This window comes from Sphingomonas sp. Leaf357 (assembly GCF_001423845.1).
Taxonomy (GTDB): domain Bacteria; phylum Pseudomonadota; class Alphaproteobacteria; order Sphingomonadales; family Sphingomonadaceae; genus Sphingomonas.
Genome location: NZ_LMPM01000001.1, coordinates 2025670 through 2042637 on the forward strand (window position 1 = coordinate 2025670; position 16968 = coordinate 2042637).

The following is a 16968-nucleotide window of genomic DNA, read 5'->3' on the forward strand; positions in this document are numbered from 1 at the left end:
AACGCTCATCCGGGTGGATCCGGCAGCCTATTTCTTGATCAGCCACGGCTTGACGAGGCCGGTCGGCTTGGTCGGGCCGTCGAGGCGTTTGGCGCTGAGGATGCGTATCGGCTTCATCAGCATCTGGCCGCCCATGCCGCCGCCGGTCGCGCCGTCATGGATGCGCTTCACCACCGCCATGCCGCCGACGACATGGCCGAACGCGGCGTAGCCGGGGAAATCGCCTTTGGCATCGAAGCTGGGCAGCGCGCCCAATGTGATGAAGAAGTTGCCGCCGGCGGAATTGGGTTCGGTGCGGCGTGCCATGCTGATCGTACCGTCGGTGTGGTGGATGCCGGTGCGATCGGTGCGTTCGTGCTTGAACGGCGGCAGGATGCGGCGCGCGTCGGTGCGGATGCCGCCCTGGATGAAGCCGTATTGCGTGGCGTTTTTCGTCTTGGCCGAGCGGTAGATCACCGCGCCGTCGAAGCGGCCGTCGTCGACATAGGCGAGGAAGTTTTTGCTCGTCTCCGGCGCGCGGCGGGTTTCCAGCGCGAGCGTGATCGGGCCTTCCGAGGTGACGATCTGGACGCGGACCAGGCCGGGGGCCGGCTTCTTTTGCGCGATGGCGGGGGCGGCGAGCGTCAGGGCGGCGAGGGCGAGGGGGATGAAGCGCATGCGGATGAGCTAGGGTCTGGGGCGGGGGATCGCAACCTTCGCCCTTCCATGACGTCCACCACCGTCATCCCAGCGCAGGCTGGGATCTCGTGGCAATCGGCGCGCTTGGGCCGCTTGAGATCCCGGCCTTCGCCGGGATGACGATCGTTGGGGGGATGGAAAGCAGGCGGTCGGGCGGGCGCTCAGCCGTCGCGCAGGCCGATGCCGATGCTGGCGCGCGCCTGATCCGCTTCGTTCGATACGACGGGATAGGCGCAATAGTCCGCCGCGTAATAGGCGCTCGGGCGGTGGTTGCCGGACCAGCCGATGCCGCCGAACGGCGCGCCGGACGAGGCGCCGTTGGTCGGCTTGTTCCAGTTGACGATGCCGGCGCGGGCATTGGCCCAGAAGCGGTCGTAGAGTTCCGGGTTCTGGCTGAGCAACGACGCCGACAGGCCGTAGCGCGTATTGTTGGCCTCGGCGATGGCGTCGTCGAAGGTGTTCGCGCGGATCACCTGCAATACCGGTCCAAACAGTTCGATGTCGGGCCGGTCGTTCATGTCGGTGGTGTCGATCAGGCCGGGGGTGAGAAACGGACGGTCGGCGATCGGGCGTTCCGGGTGGCGGATCGGACGACCGCCGCGCATCATCAGTTCGATGAAGCTCTCGGTCAGCAGATCGGCGGATTCGTTGTCGATCACGCAGCCCATGAATGGCGCGGGCGTGGCGTGCGGTTCATCGACGATCAGCTTGCTGCACAGCTTCACGACCTGCTCGACCACCTGGTCGTAGACCCGGGTGTCGATGATCAGGCGGCGCGCGGCGGTGCAGCGTTGCCCGGCGGTGGTGAAGGCGCTCTGTACGATCAGCGCAGCGGTCGAGTGGATGTCGGGCGATTCCCATACGATGATCGGATTGTTGCCGCCCATCTCCAGCGCTAGGATCTTTTCCGGCTTGGTCGCGAAGGCGCGGTTGAGCGCGATGCCGGTGCGCGCCGAGCCGGTGAACAGCAGCCCGTCGATCCCGTCATGCGCGGCCAGCGCCTTGCCCTCGTCCGGGCCGCCGATGACGACGCGGATGCAGCCCTCCGGAATGCCGGCGGCGTGGAAGCATTCGACCAGGAACGCGCCGGTTGCGGGGGTCTTTTCCGACGGCTTGAACACCACCGCATTGCCGGCGAGCAGAGCGGGCACGATGTGGCCGTTCGGCAGATGCGCCGGGAAATTGTACGGTCCGAGCACCGCGAGCACGCCGTGCGGCTTGTGGCGCACCGCCATGCGGCTGCCCATTGGGGAATCGAGCCGGCGCTGCGAGGTGCGCTCGGCATAGGCCTTCACCGAGATGTCGACCTTGGCGATGACGCTCTCGACCTCGGTACGAGCCTCCCACATCGGCTTGCCGGTTTCGCGGGCGATCAGATCGCTGAACGCGTCCATCCGCTGGCGCACGACATTGCCGAAGCGGCGCAGCGCCTCGATCCGGTAGGCGAGGGGCTGCGCGGCCCAACTGGCCCAACTGGCGCGGGCGCGGGCGACCTCGGCATCGACATCGCCGATCGCACCGCGCCACAGGATCGCGCCGGTCGCCGGTTCGTGGGAGATGATTTCGAAAGCGGACATGGGGGAAGTGTTTGCCTGAGATTTCGGAGGGGGTCTATCCTCCCCGGAACGGGGAGGTGGCGCGCGCGGCGCGACAAAGGGGGTGGGCCGATAGCGAACCGCTTGGGGGGAGCCCCCTCCACCATTCGCTGAATGCTGATGGTCCCCCTCCCCGTGCCGGGGAGGATCTAAGAGAGCGCTTCTCCCATCTCGCGGATCTTGGCCACCTTGGCGTGGAGCGGGGCCCAGTCGTCGCGCTCGTCGATCGCGGACCAGAGCGTTTCGACCTCGTCGATCAGCATCGAACAGGGTTCGTCCAGCCAATACGGGTGCGAGCGGTCCTTGCGCGAGGTATAGGTGGCGAGCAGAGCGCGGGCCTCCTCGAAGGCTGGTCCGTATTGGTCGGGGATGCCCGTCGCGAAACAATCGTGGAAGAAGCGGTCGATGCCGATGGCCTGTTCGCGCAGTGCCGGTTCGAGCGCCTGAACCAGCGCGCGGTCCTCCTCCGGGGTCTCGGGCGCAAAGCCGAGCCGCCACAGGATCGCGGTGGAGACGGCGGGCTGATAAATCTCGCCGAACGTGTCCAGCACGTCGATCAGCGGTTGCGCCTCGCTCACCGTGCGCAGCGAGACGGCGAGTTGCATCGCGTCCCAGTGGATCGCCTCGGGCTGGCGGCCGAAGGCGTAGAGGCCCTGATGATCGAAATAGGCGGCGGTGAAGGCCGGATCCCAGGTCGGATTGAAGCGCCACGGGCCGTAGTCGAAGCTTTCGCCGGTCACGTTGATATTGTCGCTGTTGAGCACGCCGTGGACGAAACCGGCGGCCATGTAGCTGGCGGCGAGTTTCGCGGTGCGGCCGACGACATGCGCGAGCAGGCGTTGCGGAGCATCGTCGCCGGCCTCTTCGCCATAATAGTTGCGCAGGACATAGGCGATCAGGCGCGTCATGTTCTCGGCGTCGCGCTGATAGGCCAGGCGCTGGAACGTGCCGATGCGGATGTGGCCGTGGCTGAGCCGGACCAGCACCGCCGAGCGGGTGGGGGAAGGTTCGTCGCCGCGGGTCAGCGCCTCGCCGGTCTCGATCAGCGAGAAGGTGCGCGAGGTCTCGACGCCCAGCGCCTCGAGCATCTCGGTGGCGAGGATCTCGCGCACGCCGCCTTTCAGCGTCAGGCGGCCGTCGCCGGAACGGCTCCACGGCGTCGGGCCGGTGCCCTTGGTGCCGAGGTCCATCAGGCGACCGCTCGAATCGCGAAGTTGCGCGAACAGGAAGCCGCGACCGTCGCCGATGTCGGGATTGTACACGCGGAACTGGTGGCCGTGATAGCGTAGCGCCAACGGCTGTTCGAGGCTGCCGGGAAGGGGGGTGAAGCGGCCGAAATGGGCGACCCAATCCTCGTCGCCCAGCGTCTCCAGGCCGACCTGGGCGGCGGCGCGGTCGTTGCGGAAGCGCAGGATCGTCGCGGGGAAATCCGCCGCCGCGACGGGATCGTAGAACGCTCCCCCGAGATCGAGGATGCGGGCTTCGGGTCGATATGCTTGCGGGGAAGGGGTCATGCGGCGATATGGTGGCTTGCAACCACGGGACGCAAGCATGGCCGCCTATACGAACGAATATTGGTGGTCGCGCGACGAGGTGCGCCTGCATTATCGCGATTATGCGGGCCCCTCGGGCAAGCCGCCGATCCTGTGCATCCCCGGCCTGACCCGCAACGCACGCGACTTTTCCGAGGTGGCGGAGCGGCTTGCGGGCGACTGGCGGGTGATCGCGATCGACCTGCGCGGGCGCGGCGAGAGCGGCTATGCCAAGGATCCGATGTCCTATGTGCCGCTGACGTACGTGCAGGATGTCGAGAAATTGCTGGGCGAGCTGGGGGTCGATTCCTATGTCGCGTTCGGCACGTCGCTCGGCGGGATCGTGTCGATGCTGCTGTCCGGCACGGCGCGCGAGCGGCTGGCGGGCGTGCTGCTCAACGATGTCGGGCCGGAGATCGAGACGGCGGGCCTTTCCCGCATCCGCTCCTATGTCGGCAAATCGAACACCTGGCCGACCTGGATGCATGCCGCGCGCGCGGTGATGGAGGCGAATGGCGACGTCTATCCGGGCTATGACATCGAGGATTGGCTGGCGATGGCCAAGCGGCTGTACCGTCTGAATTCGGCCGGGCGGATCGTGCTGGATTACGACATGAAGATCGCCGAGCCGTTCCGCGTGCCGGGCAACGAGGCCGGGCCGGACATGTGGCGCGCGCTGGACGGGCTGAAGGGCGTGCCGGCGCTGATCGTGCGCGGCGGACGATCCGATGTGCTGGGCGCGAAGACGGCGGCGCGAATGCTGGCCGAATTGCCGGGCGCGGAACTGGTGACGGTGGCCGAGGTGGGGCACACGCCGACGCTCAGCGAGCCGGAGGTCGTGGCGGCGATCGACCGGTTGTTGGCGCGGGTGACCGCTTAACTCCCCTCCCTTCACGAGTGAGGGGAGGAAAAAAGTGCCGGAACCTCCCTTCGTCCGACGCGTCTGCCCTGCACAACAGGAGACGCACATGACCGATACCGCCGACGCGCATACCGCAATGCCGAGCCTGAAGGGCAAGCGGGCGATCATCACCGGCGGGACGACGGGGATCGGACGCGCGATCGCGGTGCTGCTGGCGTCAGAGGGCGTGAAGGTGTTCATCGGCGGGCGCGACGAGGGGCATCTGGCCGACGCGCTGCAACGTGTCCGCGAGGTCGGCGAGGGCGACGGCATGACGCTCGATCTGTCCGAGCCGGATGCCAGCAAGACCTTCGTTGCCGCCGGCACGCGCGCTCTGGGCGGTCTCGACATCGCGGTGGTCAATGCCGCGATCTCCGCCGAGGGCCTGACGGACATGACCGAGGCCGATCTGCGCTATGCCATCGCGACGAACTTCACCGCCTATCTGCTCACCGCGCATGCCGCCGCCGCCGCGCTGGTCGATCGCGGCGACATCGTGCTCATCGGATCGATGAGCGCGCACGTGCTCGGGCCGGGATCGACCGTCTATGCCGGGATCAAATACGGCATCCAGGGGTTCGCCGAGGCGCTGCGCCGCGAGCTTGGGCCGAAGGGTATCCGGGTCGCCAACGTCGAGCCGGGCAAGACCGGATCGAACATGCAACTGCCCGATATCTCGGTCGAGGAACAGCGCGAGGCGATCGCCAAGGACGAGATGCTGCGCGCGGAGGACATTGCGGTCGGGGTGCATTATTTGCTGACCCAACCGCGCCGCGCGGTGGTGCAGCAACTGACGATCACGCCACGCGGGGTGGCGGCGGAGTGAGTAGAAGAGATATTCGTCACCCCGGACGTGTTTCGGGGTCCACTGTGCCGGCATTGCAGCGTTCACGGCACTAAATTCGCCCCAGGCCGCCTGGTGGACCCCGGACCAAGTCCGGGGTGACGGTGGTGGCTTGGGGCTCGGACCGGATGGAATTCATGACCTTCGCCTTCGACCAGCTCGTCTTCACCCCCGCAGATGTCGACCTGTCGCGCTCGCCGCTGGCGGGGAAGCTCGGCGTCAAGACGTATATCCTTGGCGCGTTCAACCCCGGCATGACCCGGCTCGCGAACGGCAATCTGCTGCTGATGGTGCGCGTGGCGGAAGCGCTCAGGCATCCGGTGAAGGAGCAGTTCATCCATGCGATCCGCTGGACGGCGGACGGCTATGTGATGGACCCCTGGCCGCTGGAGATGGTCGACACCAAGGATCCGCGAAAGTTCATGATCCCGGGCGGCGGGTGGAAGGTGATGGCGCTGACGTCGCTGTCATGGCTGCTGCCGGTCGAACTCTCGGCCGACGGGCGCGAGGTGGTGACAGTGCATTACGATCGCGCGATCGAACCGCGCGCGGACTACCAATGTTACGGAGTCGAGGATGCGCGGATCAGCAAGGTCGGCGATCGGTATCTGATGACGACCTGTTCGGTGAGCCCGGAGCGGCATTCCACGACGCTGTATTCGTCGGAGGATGCGCTGGACTGGACGCTGGAGGGGATCGTGCTCGATCACCAGAACAAGGACATGCTGATCTTCGAGGGTCTCGTCGGGGGCAAGTATTTCGCGCAGACCCGGCCGCTCGGCGATCTGTACTTCGCGTATCCGCCGGGTAGCGAATGGCGCAGCGGGCCGTCGATCAACCTGGCCACTTCACCCGATGCGCTGCACTGGAAGCCCTATGACAAACCCGGCATCCGCCCGCATGCCGCGACGACCGCGACGGCGAGGATCGGCGGCGGCGCGCCGCCGGTGCTGACCGACGCCGGCTGGCTGACCTTGTGGCACGGCGTCGAGCCGTCGGGCGTGGTCGGCATCTATCGCACCTATTGGTCGATCCTCGACCGCGACGATCCGAGCAAGGTGGTGCGCACCAGCCACGACGCGCTGCTCCAACCCGCGCCGGTGCTGACCGAGGCGATCAAGGATCTGATGTACCTCGACAATGTGGTGTTCACCACCGGCATCGCGGACGGCGGGGACCATTGGGTGGTGGCGAGCGGCGAGGCCGATCTGGCGTGCCGCGTGACGTGGATCGACAAGGCGGCGGTGGAGTGAGGCGGGGCTGACCGCATGGTTTCGAGGACAGCATTCCCTTGCAGCAAGCCCGTCACCCCGGACTTGTTCCGGGGTCCACCGTGCCGCAAACTTAGCGATCAGAGCATTATGCGTATCGAAAGCCGCTTGGTGGATTCCGGAACAAGTCCGGGGTGACGGGCTGCTTTGGCGGTTAGGACGACATGAAAAAACCGTCATAGCGGCGTGCGTCGGGAACCGATTTCGCCGCTCCGGGTTGAGCGGTGCGACGACCACGAGGCGGTCGCAATTGGAGATTTATCATGGGTGAATTCACCGACAAGCTCGACGCCGCTGGCAACAAGATCGCCGGCAAGGCCAAGGAACTCTACGGCGATGCGACCGACAACGCAGAGCTGGAAGCCGAAGGCAAGGCGCAGCAGCTCAAGGGCTCGGCGCAGGACGTCAAGGGCACCGTGAAGGGCAAGCTCAACGATCTCTGATCGTCTGTCCCGACGTATAACGAAAGGCCGTCTCGGATATTTCGGGGCGGCTTTTTTGTGTCCGGCGCAATTCCCCGCTAATCCCGCTCGCCATGGCCCAGCCCGTCAACATCCTGCACCTGCATTCGACCTTCAATCTCGGCGGCAAGGAGGCGCGTGCCGTCCGGCTGATGAACGCGTTCGGAGACAGGGCGCGGCATACGATCGTGTCGGGGATGCCGGACCAGTTGAGCGCGCGCGACGCGATCGCCCCGGGCATCAAGTACGAGATCGCGCAGGATCCGCCGCCGCTGACCGGGCGTCCGTCGGTGGCGCGGTTCGAAGCGCTGGCGCGCTATATGCGGCGCTTCGATCTGGTGCTGACCTATAATTGGGGCGCGATCGACGGCGTGATGGCCCGGCGTGTGTTCGGCGCCCTGAGAAATGGGGGGGGCACGCCGCCCTTGGTGCATCACGAGGACGGGTTCAATTCCGACGAGGCGACCGGCCTGAAGCGCGAGCGCAATTATTATCGCCGCTTCGCGCTGCCCGCCGCGCATGCATTGGCGGTGCCGTCCGAGGTGCTGCACCGCATCGCGCTCGATGTGTGGAAGCAGCCCGAGGCGCGCGTCCACCGCATCGTCAACGGCATCGCGACCCAGGCCTATGCCGGCAAGTGCGATCCCAAGGCGATCCCGGGGTTCAGGCGCAAGCCGGGCGAGATCGTCGTCGGCACGCTGGCGGGTTTGCGCGACGTGAAGGACCTGCCGATGCTGGTCCGCGCGGTCGGCGGGTGTTCGTCGCGGATCCGCCTGGTGATCGTGGGCGAGGGGCCGGAGCGCGAGCGGATCGCGGACACGGCGGAGAATATGGGCATCGCCGATACGGTGCTGCTGCCCGGTTTCCTGCGCGATCCGCACAGGTTCGTCGGTCTGTTCGACATCATGGCGATGTCGTCCAAGAGCGAGCAATTCCCGATCTCGGTGATCGAGGGGATGGCGTCGGGGCTGCCGATCGTGGCGCCGGCGGTGGGCGACGTGCCGTATATGGTCGCACCCGAAAACGCCGATTACATTCCCCGGCTGAAAGGCGAGGTTCCGCTGCGCGACGCGATCGAGAAACTGGCGCGGGACGCCACGCTCCGCGCGCGCGTCGGTGCCGCCAACCGCGCCAAGGCGGTGGCCGAGTATGACGAGAATATCATGATCGCCCGCTATGCGAAGCTCTACGAAGCTGCGATGGGCCGGCCCGGCTGCCTCGGCTAATGCCTTGTTTGAGTCGCAATTCGCTCGCGCCCAGGCATCCTTTGGCTATATCGGACGTATGTTAAGTCGGAGAGTTTGGTGTTCAAAGGTCTGAAGCCCATCGTCTATAACGGCCGCGAGGTCTGGCCGATCGTCGAGGGCGGCAAGGGCGTCGCTGCGACCAACCACGCCTCGGCCGGCGCGTGGGCGGCGGCGGGCGGGATCGGCACGGTCAGCGCGGTGAACGCCGACAGCTACGATCCCGACGGCAAGATCATCCCCCAGGTCTACAAGGCGCTGACCCGGCGCGAGCGGCACGAAGAGCTGATCGACTATGCCATCGAAGGCGCGGTCCAGCAGGTGAAGAAGGCGTTCGAGATTTCCGACGGCAAGGGCGCCGTGAACATCAACGTGTTGTGGGAAATGGGCGGGGCGCAACGGATCCTGCACGGCGTGCTGGAGCGCACCCGGGGCATGGTCGCCGGCGTGACGTGCGGTGCCGGCATGCCGTACAAATTGAGCGAGATCGCGGCGCAGTACAATGTGCAGTATCTGCCGATCGTCAGTTCCGGCCGGGCGTTCCGGGCATTGTGGAAGCGTGCCTATTCGAAGGTCGCGCACCTGCTCGGCGCGGTGGTGTATGAGGATCCCTGGCTTGCGGGCGGACATAACGGCTTGTCCAATGCCGAGGATCCGCTAAAGCCGCAGGACCCGTATCCGCGCGTGAAGGAATTGCGCGACGTGATGCGAGAGGGCGGCATTTCCGACGACGTGCCGATCGTGATGGCGGGTGGCGTCTGGTATCTGCGCGACTGGGACAATTGGCTCGAGAACCCGGAACTCGGCGCGATCGCCTTCCAGTTCGGGACGCGTCCCTTGCTGACGAAGGAGAGCCCGATCCCGGAAGAGTGGAAGAACAAGCTGATGGAGATCGAGCCGGGCGAGGTGCTGTTGCACCGCTTCAGCCCGACCGGATTCTATTCCTCGGCGGTGCGCAATCCGTTTCTGCGCCGGCTGGAATCGCGCTCCGAACGGCAGATCGCGTTTTCGACGCAGGAAGCGGGCGATCATGTCTTCCAGCTCGATGTCGGTGTTAAGGGCAAGAATTTCTGGGTGACGCGCAACGATCTGCTGCGCGCGCGGCAGTGGTTCGGCGAGGGGCATACCGACGCGCTTAAGACGCCCGACAATACCCTGGTGTTCGTGTCGCCCGAGGAGAAGGGCGTGATCCGCAAGGATCAGGCCGATTGCATGGGCTGCCTCAGCCAATGCTCCTTCTCGTCCTGGGCGGACAGCGAGACCAATTCGACCGGGCGGCTGGCCGATCCGCGCAGCTTCTGTATCCAGAAGACGTTGCAGGACATCGCGCATGGCGGGCCGATCGACGAGAACCTCATGTTCGCCGGCCACGGCGCGTATAATTTCAAGAAGGACCCGTTCTATTCGAACGGTTTCGTGCCGACGGTGAAGCAACTGGTCGATCGCATCCTGACGGGCGACTGAGGCGGGTCGCTGCCACCGACGCGCTGCAGATCGCAGCGCCGGAACCGTTACGCGTGCGTATGTGTTCGCTCGGCAAGATTCATTTCCCTGGGAGATACGACATGCGCCTCGCGATCATCGGTACCGCAGCCCTGCTCACGCTCGGCATTTCCGCCTGCAAGGATGATATGACGATCGGCGCCCCAGTCGCGGGCGGCGCGCGTGCGGTGGCGATGCTGAAGAACGCGACCGGCGCGGACGCCGGGACGGCCAGCGCGAGCGAGGTCGCCGGCGGCCTGCGCTTCACGATCGACGTCAAGGGCCTGCCGGCGGGCACGCATGGCGTGCACGTCCACACGACCGGGCGCTGCGATGCCCCGGATTTCACGACGGCGGGTGGCCACTGGAACCCGACGAGCATGAAGCACGGGTCGATGAACCCACAGGGGCCGCATGAGGGCGACCTGCCCAACCTGACCGTCGGTACCGACGGTCGCGGCACGATCGGCATCACCGTGCCGGGCGCGACCCTGGCCGGGCTGCTCGACGCGGATGGATCGGCGCTGGTGGTGCATGCCGGACCGGACGATCTGATGACCGATCCGTCGGGGAACAGCGGCGGGCGGATCGCGTGCGGAGTGTTCGTGGCGGGTTGAGCCACGAAAGGCGTCACCCCGGACTGGTTCCGGGGTGACGGCCCCTTGAAGGACAGATCATCTGTCCCAAACCTCGACTGCTTGTAACGAAGTGTTGCTGGGTCCGGATCGGGCCAAATCGCTTGAAAAGCGGCCCCCGAGCGCCGATATTCGAGCTATCCGGCATGAGGCCGGGCAAAGGAGTTTTTTCGCAATGGCTAACTGGTCTGACCCACGGTCGAGCGGCGCGACGTTCGCGACGGCGACGGGTGCGCGTACGGAAGCGTACGATGCGGGCCTTCGGTCTTACATGCTGTCGGTCTACAATTACATGACGTCGGGCATTCTGCTGACCGGCATCGTGGCGTTGCTGTTCGCCAGTTCGGGCTATGCCGCGACGGTGTTCACCAGTGGTGGCATCCTGAAATACGTCATCATGCTGGCGCCGCTCGCGTTCGTGTTCGGCATGAGCTTCGGGCAGGGTCGCATGGCGTTCGGCACGCTGCAGGCGATGTTCTGGGGCTTCGCGGTGGCGATGGGTCTCTCGCTGTCGACGGTGTTCCTGCAATATAGCGGCACTTCGGTCGCGCAGGCGTTCTTCGCGACCGCCGCGTCGTTCGGTGCGCTGTCGCTGTACGGCTACACCACGAAGCGCGACTTGTCGGCGTTCGGCACGTTCCTGATCATGGGCCTGGTCGGTCTGATCGTCGCCAGCCTGCTCAACCTGTTCTTCCAGTCGAGCGTGATGGCGCTGGTGATCAGCATCGTCGGCGTGCTGCTGTTCGCCGGCCTCACCGCCTACGACACGCAGCGCACCAAGAGCATGTACGCCTACGTCGCCGGCACCGCCGAAGAAGGCCGCACGGTGATCATGTCGGCACTGTCGCTGTATCTCGACTTCATCAACATGTTCCTGTTCATCCTGCGTTTGTTCGGTTCCAGCCGGAACTAAGCCGCGCAAGGATCGCTACAGCGAAGGCCCGGCAGGGAGACCTGCCGGGCCTTTTTCGTACGCACTACCGCCGTCATCCTGAACCCGTTTCAGGATCCATCGCGCCTCGTTAAGGATCGTTCATGAGGCGCAATGGATCCTAACCTTCGTCAGGATGGCGGCGTTCGCGGCAAAACGCCGCATCGTTAAGCCTGCCTCATTTCATTTCCGGGAAAATACATGCGCCTGTCGATCGCCGTCGTCCTCGATTACTGGATCCCCGACCATGCCGAGATCCTGTTGCAGGTCGAGGCGGCGGCGATGGTCGATCAGCGGCTCGAGCATCAGGACATGCGCGTGTTCAGCGCGCATCCGATCCGCGCGGTGCCGGGCGAGGACGCGATCGGGCAGCGCACCTGGGCGCAGGCCGAGGGGCATTTCCGCGTCGAATACAATGCGGTGGTGAAGATCGAGCGCGCGAGCATCGATTTTTCCGAGCTGCCCGAGACGCCGATGGCGGACCTGCCGGGCGATGCCGTGCCGTATCTGATGCCCAGCCGCTATTGCGAATCCGATCGGTTCGAGGGCTTCGTGAAGGCCGAATTCGGCGATCTGCGCGGCGGCGCGCTCGCGGCGGCGATCGGCACATGGGTGCAGGCGAACATGACCTACGCGTCCGGGTCGAGCGCAGGCGAGACGACCGCGCTGATGACCTTTGCCGACCGGCGCGGCGTGTGCCGGGATTATGCGCATCTGGTGGTGTCGCTCGCCCGCGCGGGCGGCATTCCGGCGCGCTGCGTCGCAGCCTATGCGCCGGGCGTCAGCCCGCCCGATTTCCATGCGGTGGCCGAAGTGTGGCTCGCCGGCGGGTGGCATCTGATCGACGCGACGGGCATGGCGGCATGCGGCGATCTGGCGCGCGTCGCGGTGGGGCGCGATGCGACCGATATCGCCTTCATGACCGTGTTCGGCACGGCCTTCATGAACAGCCAGTCGGTGAAGGTGGAGCTGCTGGAATGAGGATCGGGCGGAACCGGCTGGGGGAACGGCTCGTTTAGGAAACATAACAGCAATAAGAGGATGGGCCATGACCGACACAATCGACCAGAAGGCGCTCGACAGCCTGTCGGTGGCGCCGCCCGATCCCGACGACGGGAAGGGCCATATCCACGATCCGCGTCAGGATGCGGGCCAGGACAAATCCATCGCCGAGCGGCTCGAGCGCGATCCCGAGAACCGGGAAGCGCGTCTGGATGCCGGATTGGACGAATCGATGGATGCGTCGGATCCCCCCGCCTCGACGCAGCCGGTACACAATCACGAGGCTCCGGAATCGTCCGGGTTCGACGCGGAAGCCGAGGCGAAGATCCAGGCCGGGAAATAGGCCCGCTCGGTTCGCAATTTGAAATCGAAGCCCGTCCCGATCGGGGGCGGGCTTTTTCGTTACGCCTGCATGTTGCGGAACTGTCGCACTTTCCTGGCGCTTTTCACGCGCAAGCTTCCATTCGTCGCAACGCTTGTTGCACCGCACAAAGAACTGTGATGCCTTGGGCTCACGACACGAAATGTCGTTAAGGGTGGCGTTAACCATCTGAGCGCATGATCGGTCGGGTTGAAGACTCGGTTCCACGATAGCGGGGTGGGGTGACGATATGGCTTCCAGAATGAAACAGGCCAACGGGGCGATGACCCTGGCGGAAATGAAGGAATTCGCGAGCTTTCCGGCGGCGACGCAGCGCTACGTGCGCCGCTCGCTCGATATCGGGCTGGATCGCGACGACGCGATGCTGCTCTGGTCGCGCGACGTGGTCGAGGCGGCGAGCATCCGCGCGCAGGCGCGGCTGTACGAACGCCTGCCGGACATTCGCGCGATGGTGCCCGACGATAGCGGGCTGGACGCGGTGGAGCCGTTCCTCGCGCCGCTGATGACCGTGACGGCGTTCGACCTGGGGCAGGGGCGGCTGACGACGTTTTCGGCGTATCGGTTCCTGTACGAGCGGCTGATCGGCGCGGATGTCCGCCCATGGCTGCCGGCGGCTTTCTGTTCCTCGGCGGCGCTGCCGCACCTCCATCCCGATCTGCGGCGCAAGCTGCTGCAATCGATCAGCGAGGCGGCGGCGACGGCGTCGGGCTGGTCGAACCGCGCGCCGGCATTCTTCCCGAAATGGGTGGAGAAGGTGGAGACGGCCGCGCTACCGCATTGAGTTTGGATTGATCCGATCCGTCCGTGCTGAGCTTGTCGAAGCACTGCCCTTCTTTGCGACGCAGGAAAGAAAAGACAGTCCTTCGACGAGCTCAGGACGGACGGTTTGTGTTTCTGCCGGCGCTATTTACCGACACGCCCGCCAGCCCATCCGGCCGCGTTCCGCCTGATCGAGATGCAGATGGTCGCGGTGCGCGGCATTGTATTCCGGGCTGAGCACGGTCGCATACAGATCGCATGCGCCGTTGCGCACGCTGCGCAGGAAGGTGCCCTTGTCGCCAGTGTCCTTCCAGTCGCCCAGCACCGTGATCCGCGTGCCATCCTCAAGGCGGAACCCTGCGATATCGATCGCGTCGGCGGTGGCGTGTTCGCTGAAGTCACCCTGGCTGCGGCCATACATGCGGCGGCAATTGTAGCTGCCGAGGTGGTCGATGCCGACGACGCGCTGGCCGAAATAGCGCCGCGCGGCAGGCTGTACGACTTCCCATTCCCACACCGCCAGGGCGGCGGCGACCGGGCACGACATGCCGAGATTGGGCGGCGACAGCGCGATGCGGCGGCTGCCGCCGACATCCAGCCGCACACCGTCGGCATAGCCGCACTGGCCGTCGCGGACCGGCGATAACGCGGTATAGCGCACGCCGGCGCGGGCCAGTAGCGCGCGGCATTTGGGGAAATCCTGCGTCATCCCGGCGATCTTGCGGCCGGTGAACATGCCGACCGGTTGGGCGAGATCGAGCGGCGTCCAGGGCAGATCTTGCGGCCGTCCGCGTGCCAGCGCGAACAGCAGCAGGCAGGCGATGCCGATGGCGACGATCGCGACCAGCCAGCCGATGATCCGGCGCAGACGCCGCATCAGCCGCGCAACGCGCTTTCGATCGCTTCCGAGGTGACCGGGTAGCCGAGATCGGTCGGGATGCAGAGATGGTCGACGCCATCGCGCGGCTCGATCCACGGCGTTATCGCGCGCAGTTCGTGCCGCGCGGCATCTTCCGCCGCCACGTCGAAATCGGAGAAACGGGCGAGGCGTTCGAGATTGCGTCGCGTCGGGAAGATGATGCGCGCGCGCCCGGCGTCGGCGGCATCCAGCACGGCCTGTGCGGCGGTCCAGCAGAGGCGGACATTCTCGGTCGCATCCACCTCGGCATCCGGCGCGTCGGCGGGCAGGCGCGCGAGGTAGAAGCGGGTGTCGAAGATGCGCATATGGGCATGGGCGGGAAGCCAGCGCGCGAACGGCACGAGCGCGGCGAGATCGAGGCCCAGGCCATGCGCGGCGAGCGCGTCGCCGAATGCGGTCCCGGCGTGGAGCGAAGTGCGCAACGCGGCTAGCGTATCGCCGGCCGGCACCGGCGTCAGGCCGATCGGCAGGCCGACCTCCTCCAGCGTCTCGCGGATCGCGGCGATGCGCGCCGCGGTGTCGGCGGGCTCTCCGCCGAGCGTTTCGGCCAAATCGTAATCGCCGGGGTCGATCCGCCCGCCGGGGAAGACCAGCGCGCCGGCCGCGAACACCATCGCCTTGGCGCGTTCGACCATCAGCACTTCGGGCGGGCCGGCGGCGCGCTCGCGGAACAGCACCAGGGTGGCGGCGGGGATCGGGGTCTGCTGGTCGCTCATGGCTTGGCTGTAGGCGGCGGCGGCGATCCTGCATAGGTCGGGGCAGGGGCATAGGCGGGGACGTAGCTGCCATCCGGCGCGGCGTGCAGCAGCGACCAGCCCACCGGCAGGTAATCGACCGACATGTAGAAATAGAAGGCGCAACTGCCGTCGCCGCGATAGCTGCCGCCCTTCAGGATGCCGAAGGCGGTGGTGCCGCTGAACACCGGCGATCCGCTGTCGCCGCCCTTGCAGCTCGGCCCGGCGACCGTCACCCAGGTCGGCAGGCACGCCCCACCGCAGATATCCCCGGCCGGTGCGAAGTCGGTCAGCTCGACCAACGCGCAGCTATACCCCGTCCGCTCCCCGCGATGACACACGAAGTCGCCCGCGCGGGTGGCGGCGCGGGTGCGCTGGCCGGTGATCGGACGCAGGCGGGTCTTTTCGGTGTCGGTATAGATCGCCGGGGGCAGGGGCTCCGCGCTGCCGTGGAGCTGTACGTCGCGATACCCCCAACCCCATTGACCGAGGAATTCGAGCGGCCGAACGCCCCGCTTGGGATCGCGGAAGTTCATGTTGTCGAGGCAGTGCGCGGCGGTGGTGAGCGCGGTGCGCGTGCCGTCGCCCACGGCGAACGCGCTGGTGCAGATGTAGCGCTTGCCGTCGGCCGGGCTGGTGCCCTCCATGCGCGCCCCGCCCGCAATGTCGAGATTCTTGTCGGTCTGTTTCAGGATGCGCAATTGCACCGGCACCTCGGCGATCGTCTCCAGCTTCGCTTTCAGGTCGGCGGCGCTGCCGCGCACGTCGGAGGGGCCGACGATGACGACCAGTTCGCCGGTGCGCGGATCGAGCCCGATGCCGGGCGGGCGGGGGAGCGCGGCGCGGATATCGCGCTGGTGCCAGGTCATCGCCCAGATCACGCGGTCGCGCGTGACGCGCGCGCCGGTGCGGAACGCGATCGGCACGTCGAAGCCGCCGGCCTTGAACATCTTCTCGCGCACCGGCTCCTCGCCCGCGAGATAGACGATGATGCGATACACCGGCGTGTGCTCGATCGCGATGCCGGCGAGACGGTCGCGATACTTCTCGGCCAGTTCGTCGGTGATCGGCACGCTCAGTTGCTGCGCGGTGAGGCGGCGGATGGCCTCCGCCACCGGCACCGAGAATTGCTTGGCATATTCCACCGCGTCCTGCGCAAGCGCGTCGGCGGGGGTCTCCAGCGGCGTGGGCGGCGGCGCGGATGTCGGCGCGGTCGGTGTCGCTGTCTGGGCACCGGCCGGCACGCCCGCAGCGGCCATCGCGGCCAGCATCAATCCGAACATCACCTTGCGCACCGCGCCTGCGTTATCAGCATCGCCGCGGACTGGCGAGCGCATGCGCGGGGGTTCGTCGCGCGGGAAAGGGCGATCGTCGCTGGCGAATATCCCGGGTGGCGGCGGTTGCGTCGTCTGAAAAGCCCGGTTAAATGCGTCGCGTCCCGGCATCGCCGGCGGCCGGAGCGGGGCTGTAGCTCAGATGGGAGAGCGCTGCAATCGCACTGCAGAGGTCAGGGGTTCGATTCCCCTCAGCTCCACCAAGTCTCCGAGATCACTCGAAAATTTGCGGATGACGGCGCGACGGAATTGCGTGTCGGCCGC

The 16968-nt window shown here is 66.4% G+C and carries 17 protein-coding genes and 1 tRNA gene; 12 read left to right on the plus strand and 6 right to left on the minus strand.

Annotated elements, in window-relative coordinates:
* Nucleotides 1-27: 27 nt before the first annotated feature.
* From ASG11_RS09485 to ASG11_RS09495, 3 genes are all read right to left on the minus strand, one after another.
* A complete protein-coding gene (locus ASG11_RS09485) occupies nucleotides 28-657 on the minus strand; it encodes a peptidylprolyl isomerase (protein WP_055778219.1) in 630 nt (209 codons plus the stop codon).
* Between the two features lie 182 nt (nucleotides 658-839).
* A complete protein-coding gene (gene astD, locus ASG11_RS09490; RefSeq protein ID WP_055778222.1) occupies nucleotides 840-2255 on the minus strand; it encodes a succinylglutamate-semialdehyde dehydrogenase in 1416 nt (471 codons plus the stop codon).
* Nucleotides 2256-2422: 167 nt separating this feature from the next.
* Nucleotides 2423-3787, minus strand: a complete 1365-nt coding sequence (locus tag ASG11_RS09495; protein ID WP_055778225.1) for a protein adenylyltransferase SelO — start codon at nucleotides 3785-3787, stop codon at nucleotides 2423-2425.
* Between the two features lie 37 nt (nucleotides 3788-3824).
* On the opposite strand from ASG11_RS09495, the gene ASG11_RS09500 reads away from it, so the two are divergent.
* The 11 genes from ASG11_RS09500 to ASG11_RS09550 all read left to right on the plus strand — a co-directional run bounded on the left by ASG11_RS09500 (nucleotide 3825) and on the right by ASG11_RS09550 (nucleotide 13739).
* Nucleotides 3825-4685, plus strand: a complete 861-nt coding sequence (locus tag ASG11_RS09500) for an alpha/beta fold hydrolase (protein WP_055778228.1) — start codon at nucleotides 3825-3827, stop codon at nucleotides 4683-4685.
* Between the two features lie 88 nt (nucleotides 4686-4773).
* Nucleotides 4774-5532, plus strand: a complete 759-nt coding sequence (locus tag ASG11_RS09505) for an SDR family oxidoreductase (RefSeq protein WP_055778231.1) — start codon at nucleotides 4774-4776, stop codon at nucleotides 5530-5532.
* Nucleotides 5533-5687: 155 nt separating this feature from the next.
* Nucleotides 5688-6803, plus strand: coding sequence for a glycosidase (locus tag ASG11_RS09510; protein ID WP_055780637.1), 1116 nt, complete (start codon nucleotides 5688-5690; stop codon nucleotides 6801-6803).
* Between the two features lie 281 nt (nucleotides 6804-7084).
* Nucleotides 7085-7264, plus strand: coding sequence for a CsbD family protein (locus ASG11_RS09515; RefSeq protein WP_055778234.1), 180 nt, complete (start codon nucleotides 7085-7087; stop codon nucleotides 7262-7264).
* A 92-nt stretch (nucleotides 7265-7356) separates the two neighbouring features.
* Nucleotides 7357-8508 (plus strand): glycosyltransferase family 4 protein, encoded by a 1152-nt coding sequence (locus tag ASG11_RS09520; RefSeq protein ID WP_055778237.1) that lies wholly within the window; start codon nucleotides 7357-7359, stop codon nucleotides 8506-8508.
* Nucleotides 8509-8586: 78 nt separating this feature from the next.
* A complete protein-coding gene (locus ASG11_RS09525) occupies nucleotides 8587-9990 on the plus strand; it encodes an NAD(P)H-dependent flavin oxidoreductase (RefSeq protein ID WP_055780640.1) in 1404 nt (467 codons plus the stop codon).
* A 101-nt stretch (nucleotides 9991-10091) separates the two neighbouring features.
* Complete coding sequence (locus ASG11_RS09530; protein WP_055778239.1) at nucleotides 10092-10625, plus strand: superoxide dismutase family protein; 534 nt, start codon at nucleotides 10092-10094, stop codon at nucleotides 10623-10625.
* A 193-nt stretch (nucleotides 10626-10818) separates the two neighbouring features.
* Nucleotides 10819-11556: a Bax inhibitor-1/YccA family protein gene (locus tag ASG11_RS09535; protein WP_055778244.1), complete on the plus strand. Its 738-nt coding sequence runs from the start codon at nucleotides 10819-10821 to the stop codon at nucleotides 11554-11556.
* Between the two features lie 219 nt (nucleotides 11557-11775).
* Nucleotides 11776-12555: a transglutaminase-like domain-containing protein gene (locus tag ASG11_RS09540; protein WP_055778247.1), complete on the plus strand. Its 780-nt coding sequence runs from the start codon at nucleotides 11776-11778 to the stop codon at nucleotides 12553-12555.
* A 67-nt stretch (nucleotides 12556-12622) separates the two neighbouring features.
* Nucleotides 12623-12919, plus strand: coding sequence for a hypothetical protein (locus tag ASG11_RS09545; protein ID WP_055778249.1), 297 nt, complete (start codon nucleotides 12623-12625; stop codon nucleotides 12917-12919).
* A gap of 280 nt (nucleotides 12920-13199) precedes the next feature.
* Nucleotides 13200-13739, plus strand: coding sequence for a hypothetical protein (locus tag ASG11_RS09550; protein WP_443024450.1), 540 nt, complete (start codon nucleotides 13200-13202; stop codon nucleotides 13737-13739).
* Nucleotides 13740-13865: 126 nt separating this feature from the next.
* Here ASG11_RS09550 and ASG11_RS09555 read toward each other — a convergent pair whose 3' ends face one another.
* The 3 genes from ASG11_RS09555 to ASG11_RS09565 are packed head-to-tail and all read right to left on the minus strand — an operon-like array spanning nucleotide 13866 to nucleotide 16707.
* Complete coding sequence (locus ASG11_RS09555; RefSeq protein ID WP_055778254.1) at nucleotides 13866-14594, minus strand: extensin-like domain-containing protein; 729 nt, start codon at nucleotides 14592-14594, stop codon at nucleotides 13866-13868.
* Nucleotides 14594-15352, minus strand: coding sequence for an NUDIX hydrolase (locus ASG11_RS09560; RefSeq protein ID WP_055778258.1), 759 nt, complete (start codon nucleotides 15350-15352; stop codon nucleotides 14594-14596). The genes ASG11_RS09555 and ASG11_RS09560 overlap by 1 nt, the downstream gene beginning before the upstream one ends.
* Nucleotides 15349-16707: a hypothetical protein gene (locus tag ASG11_RS09565; RefSeq protein ID WP_201781302.1), complete on the minus strand. Its 1359-nt coding sequence runs from the start codon at nucleotides 16705-16707 to the stop codon at nucleotides 15349-15351. Before ASG11_RS09565 ends, ASG11_RS09560 begins: the two co-directional genes overlap by 4 nt.
* Before the next feature lie 124 nt (nucleotides 16708-16831).
* Here ASG11_RS09565 and ASG11_RS09570 point away from each other — a divergent pair.
* Nucleotides 16832-16907, plus strand: a tRNA-Ala gene (locus ASG11_RS09570).
* Nucleotides 16908-16968 lie beyond the last annotated feature (61 nt).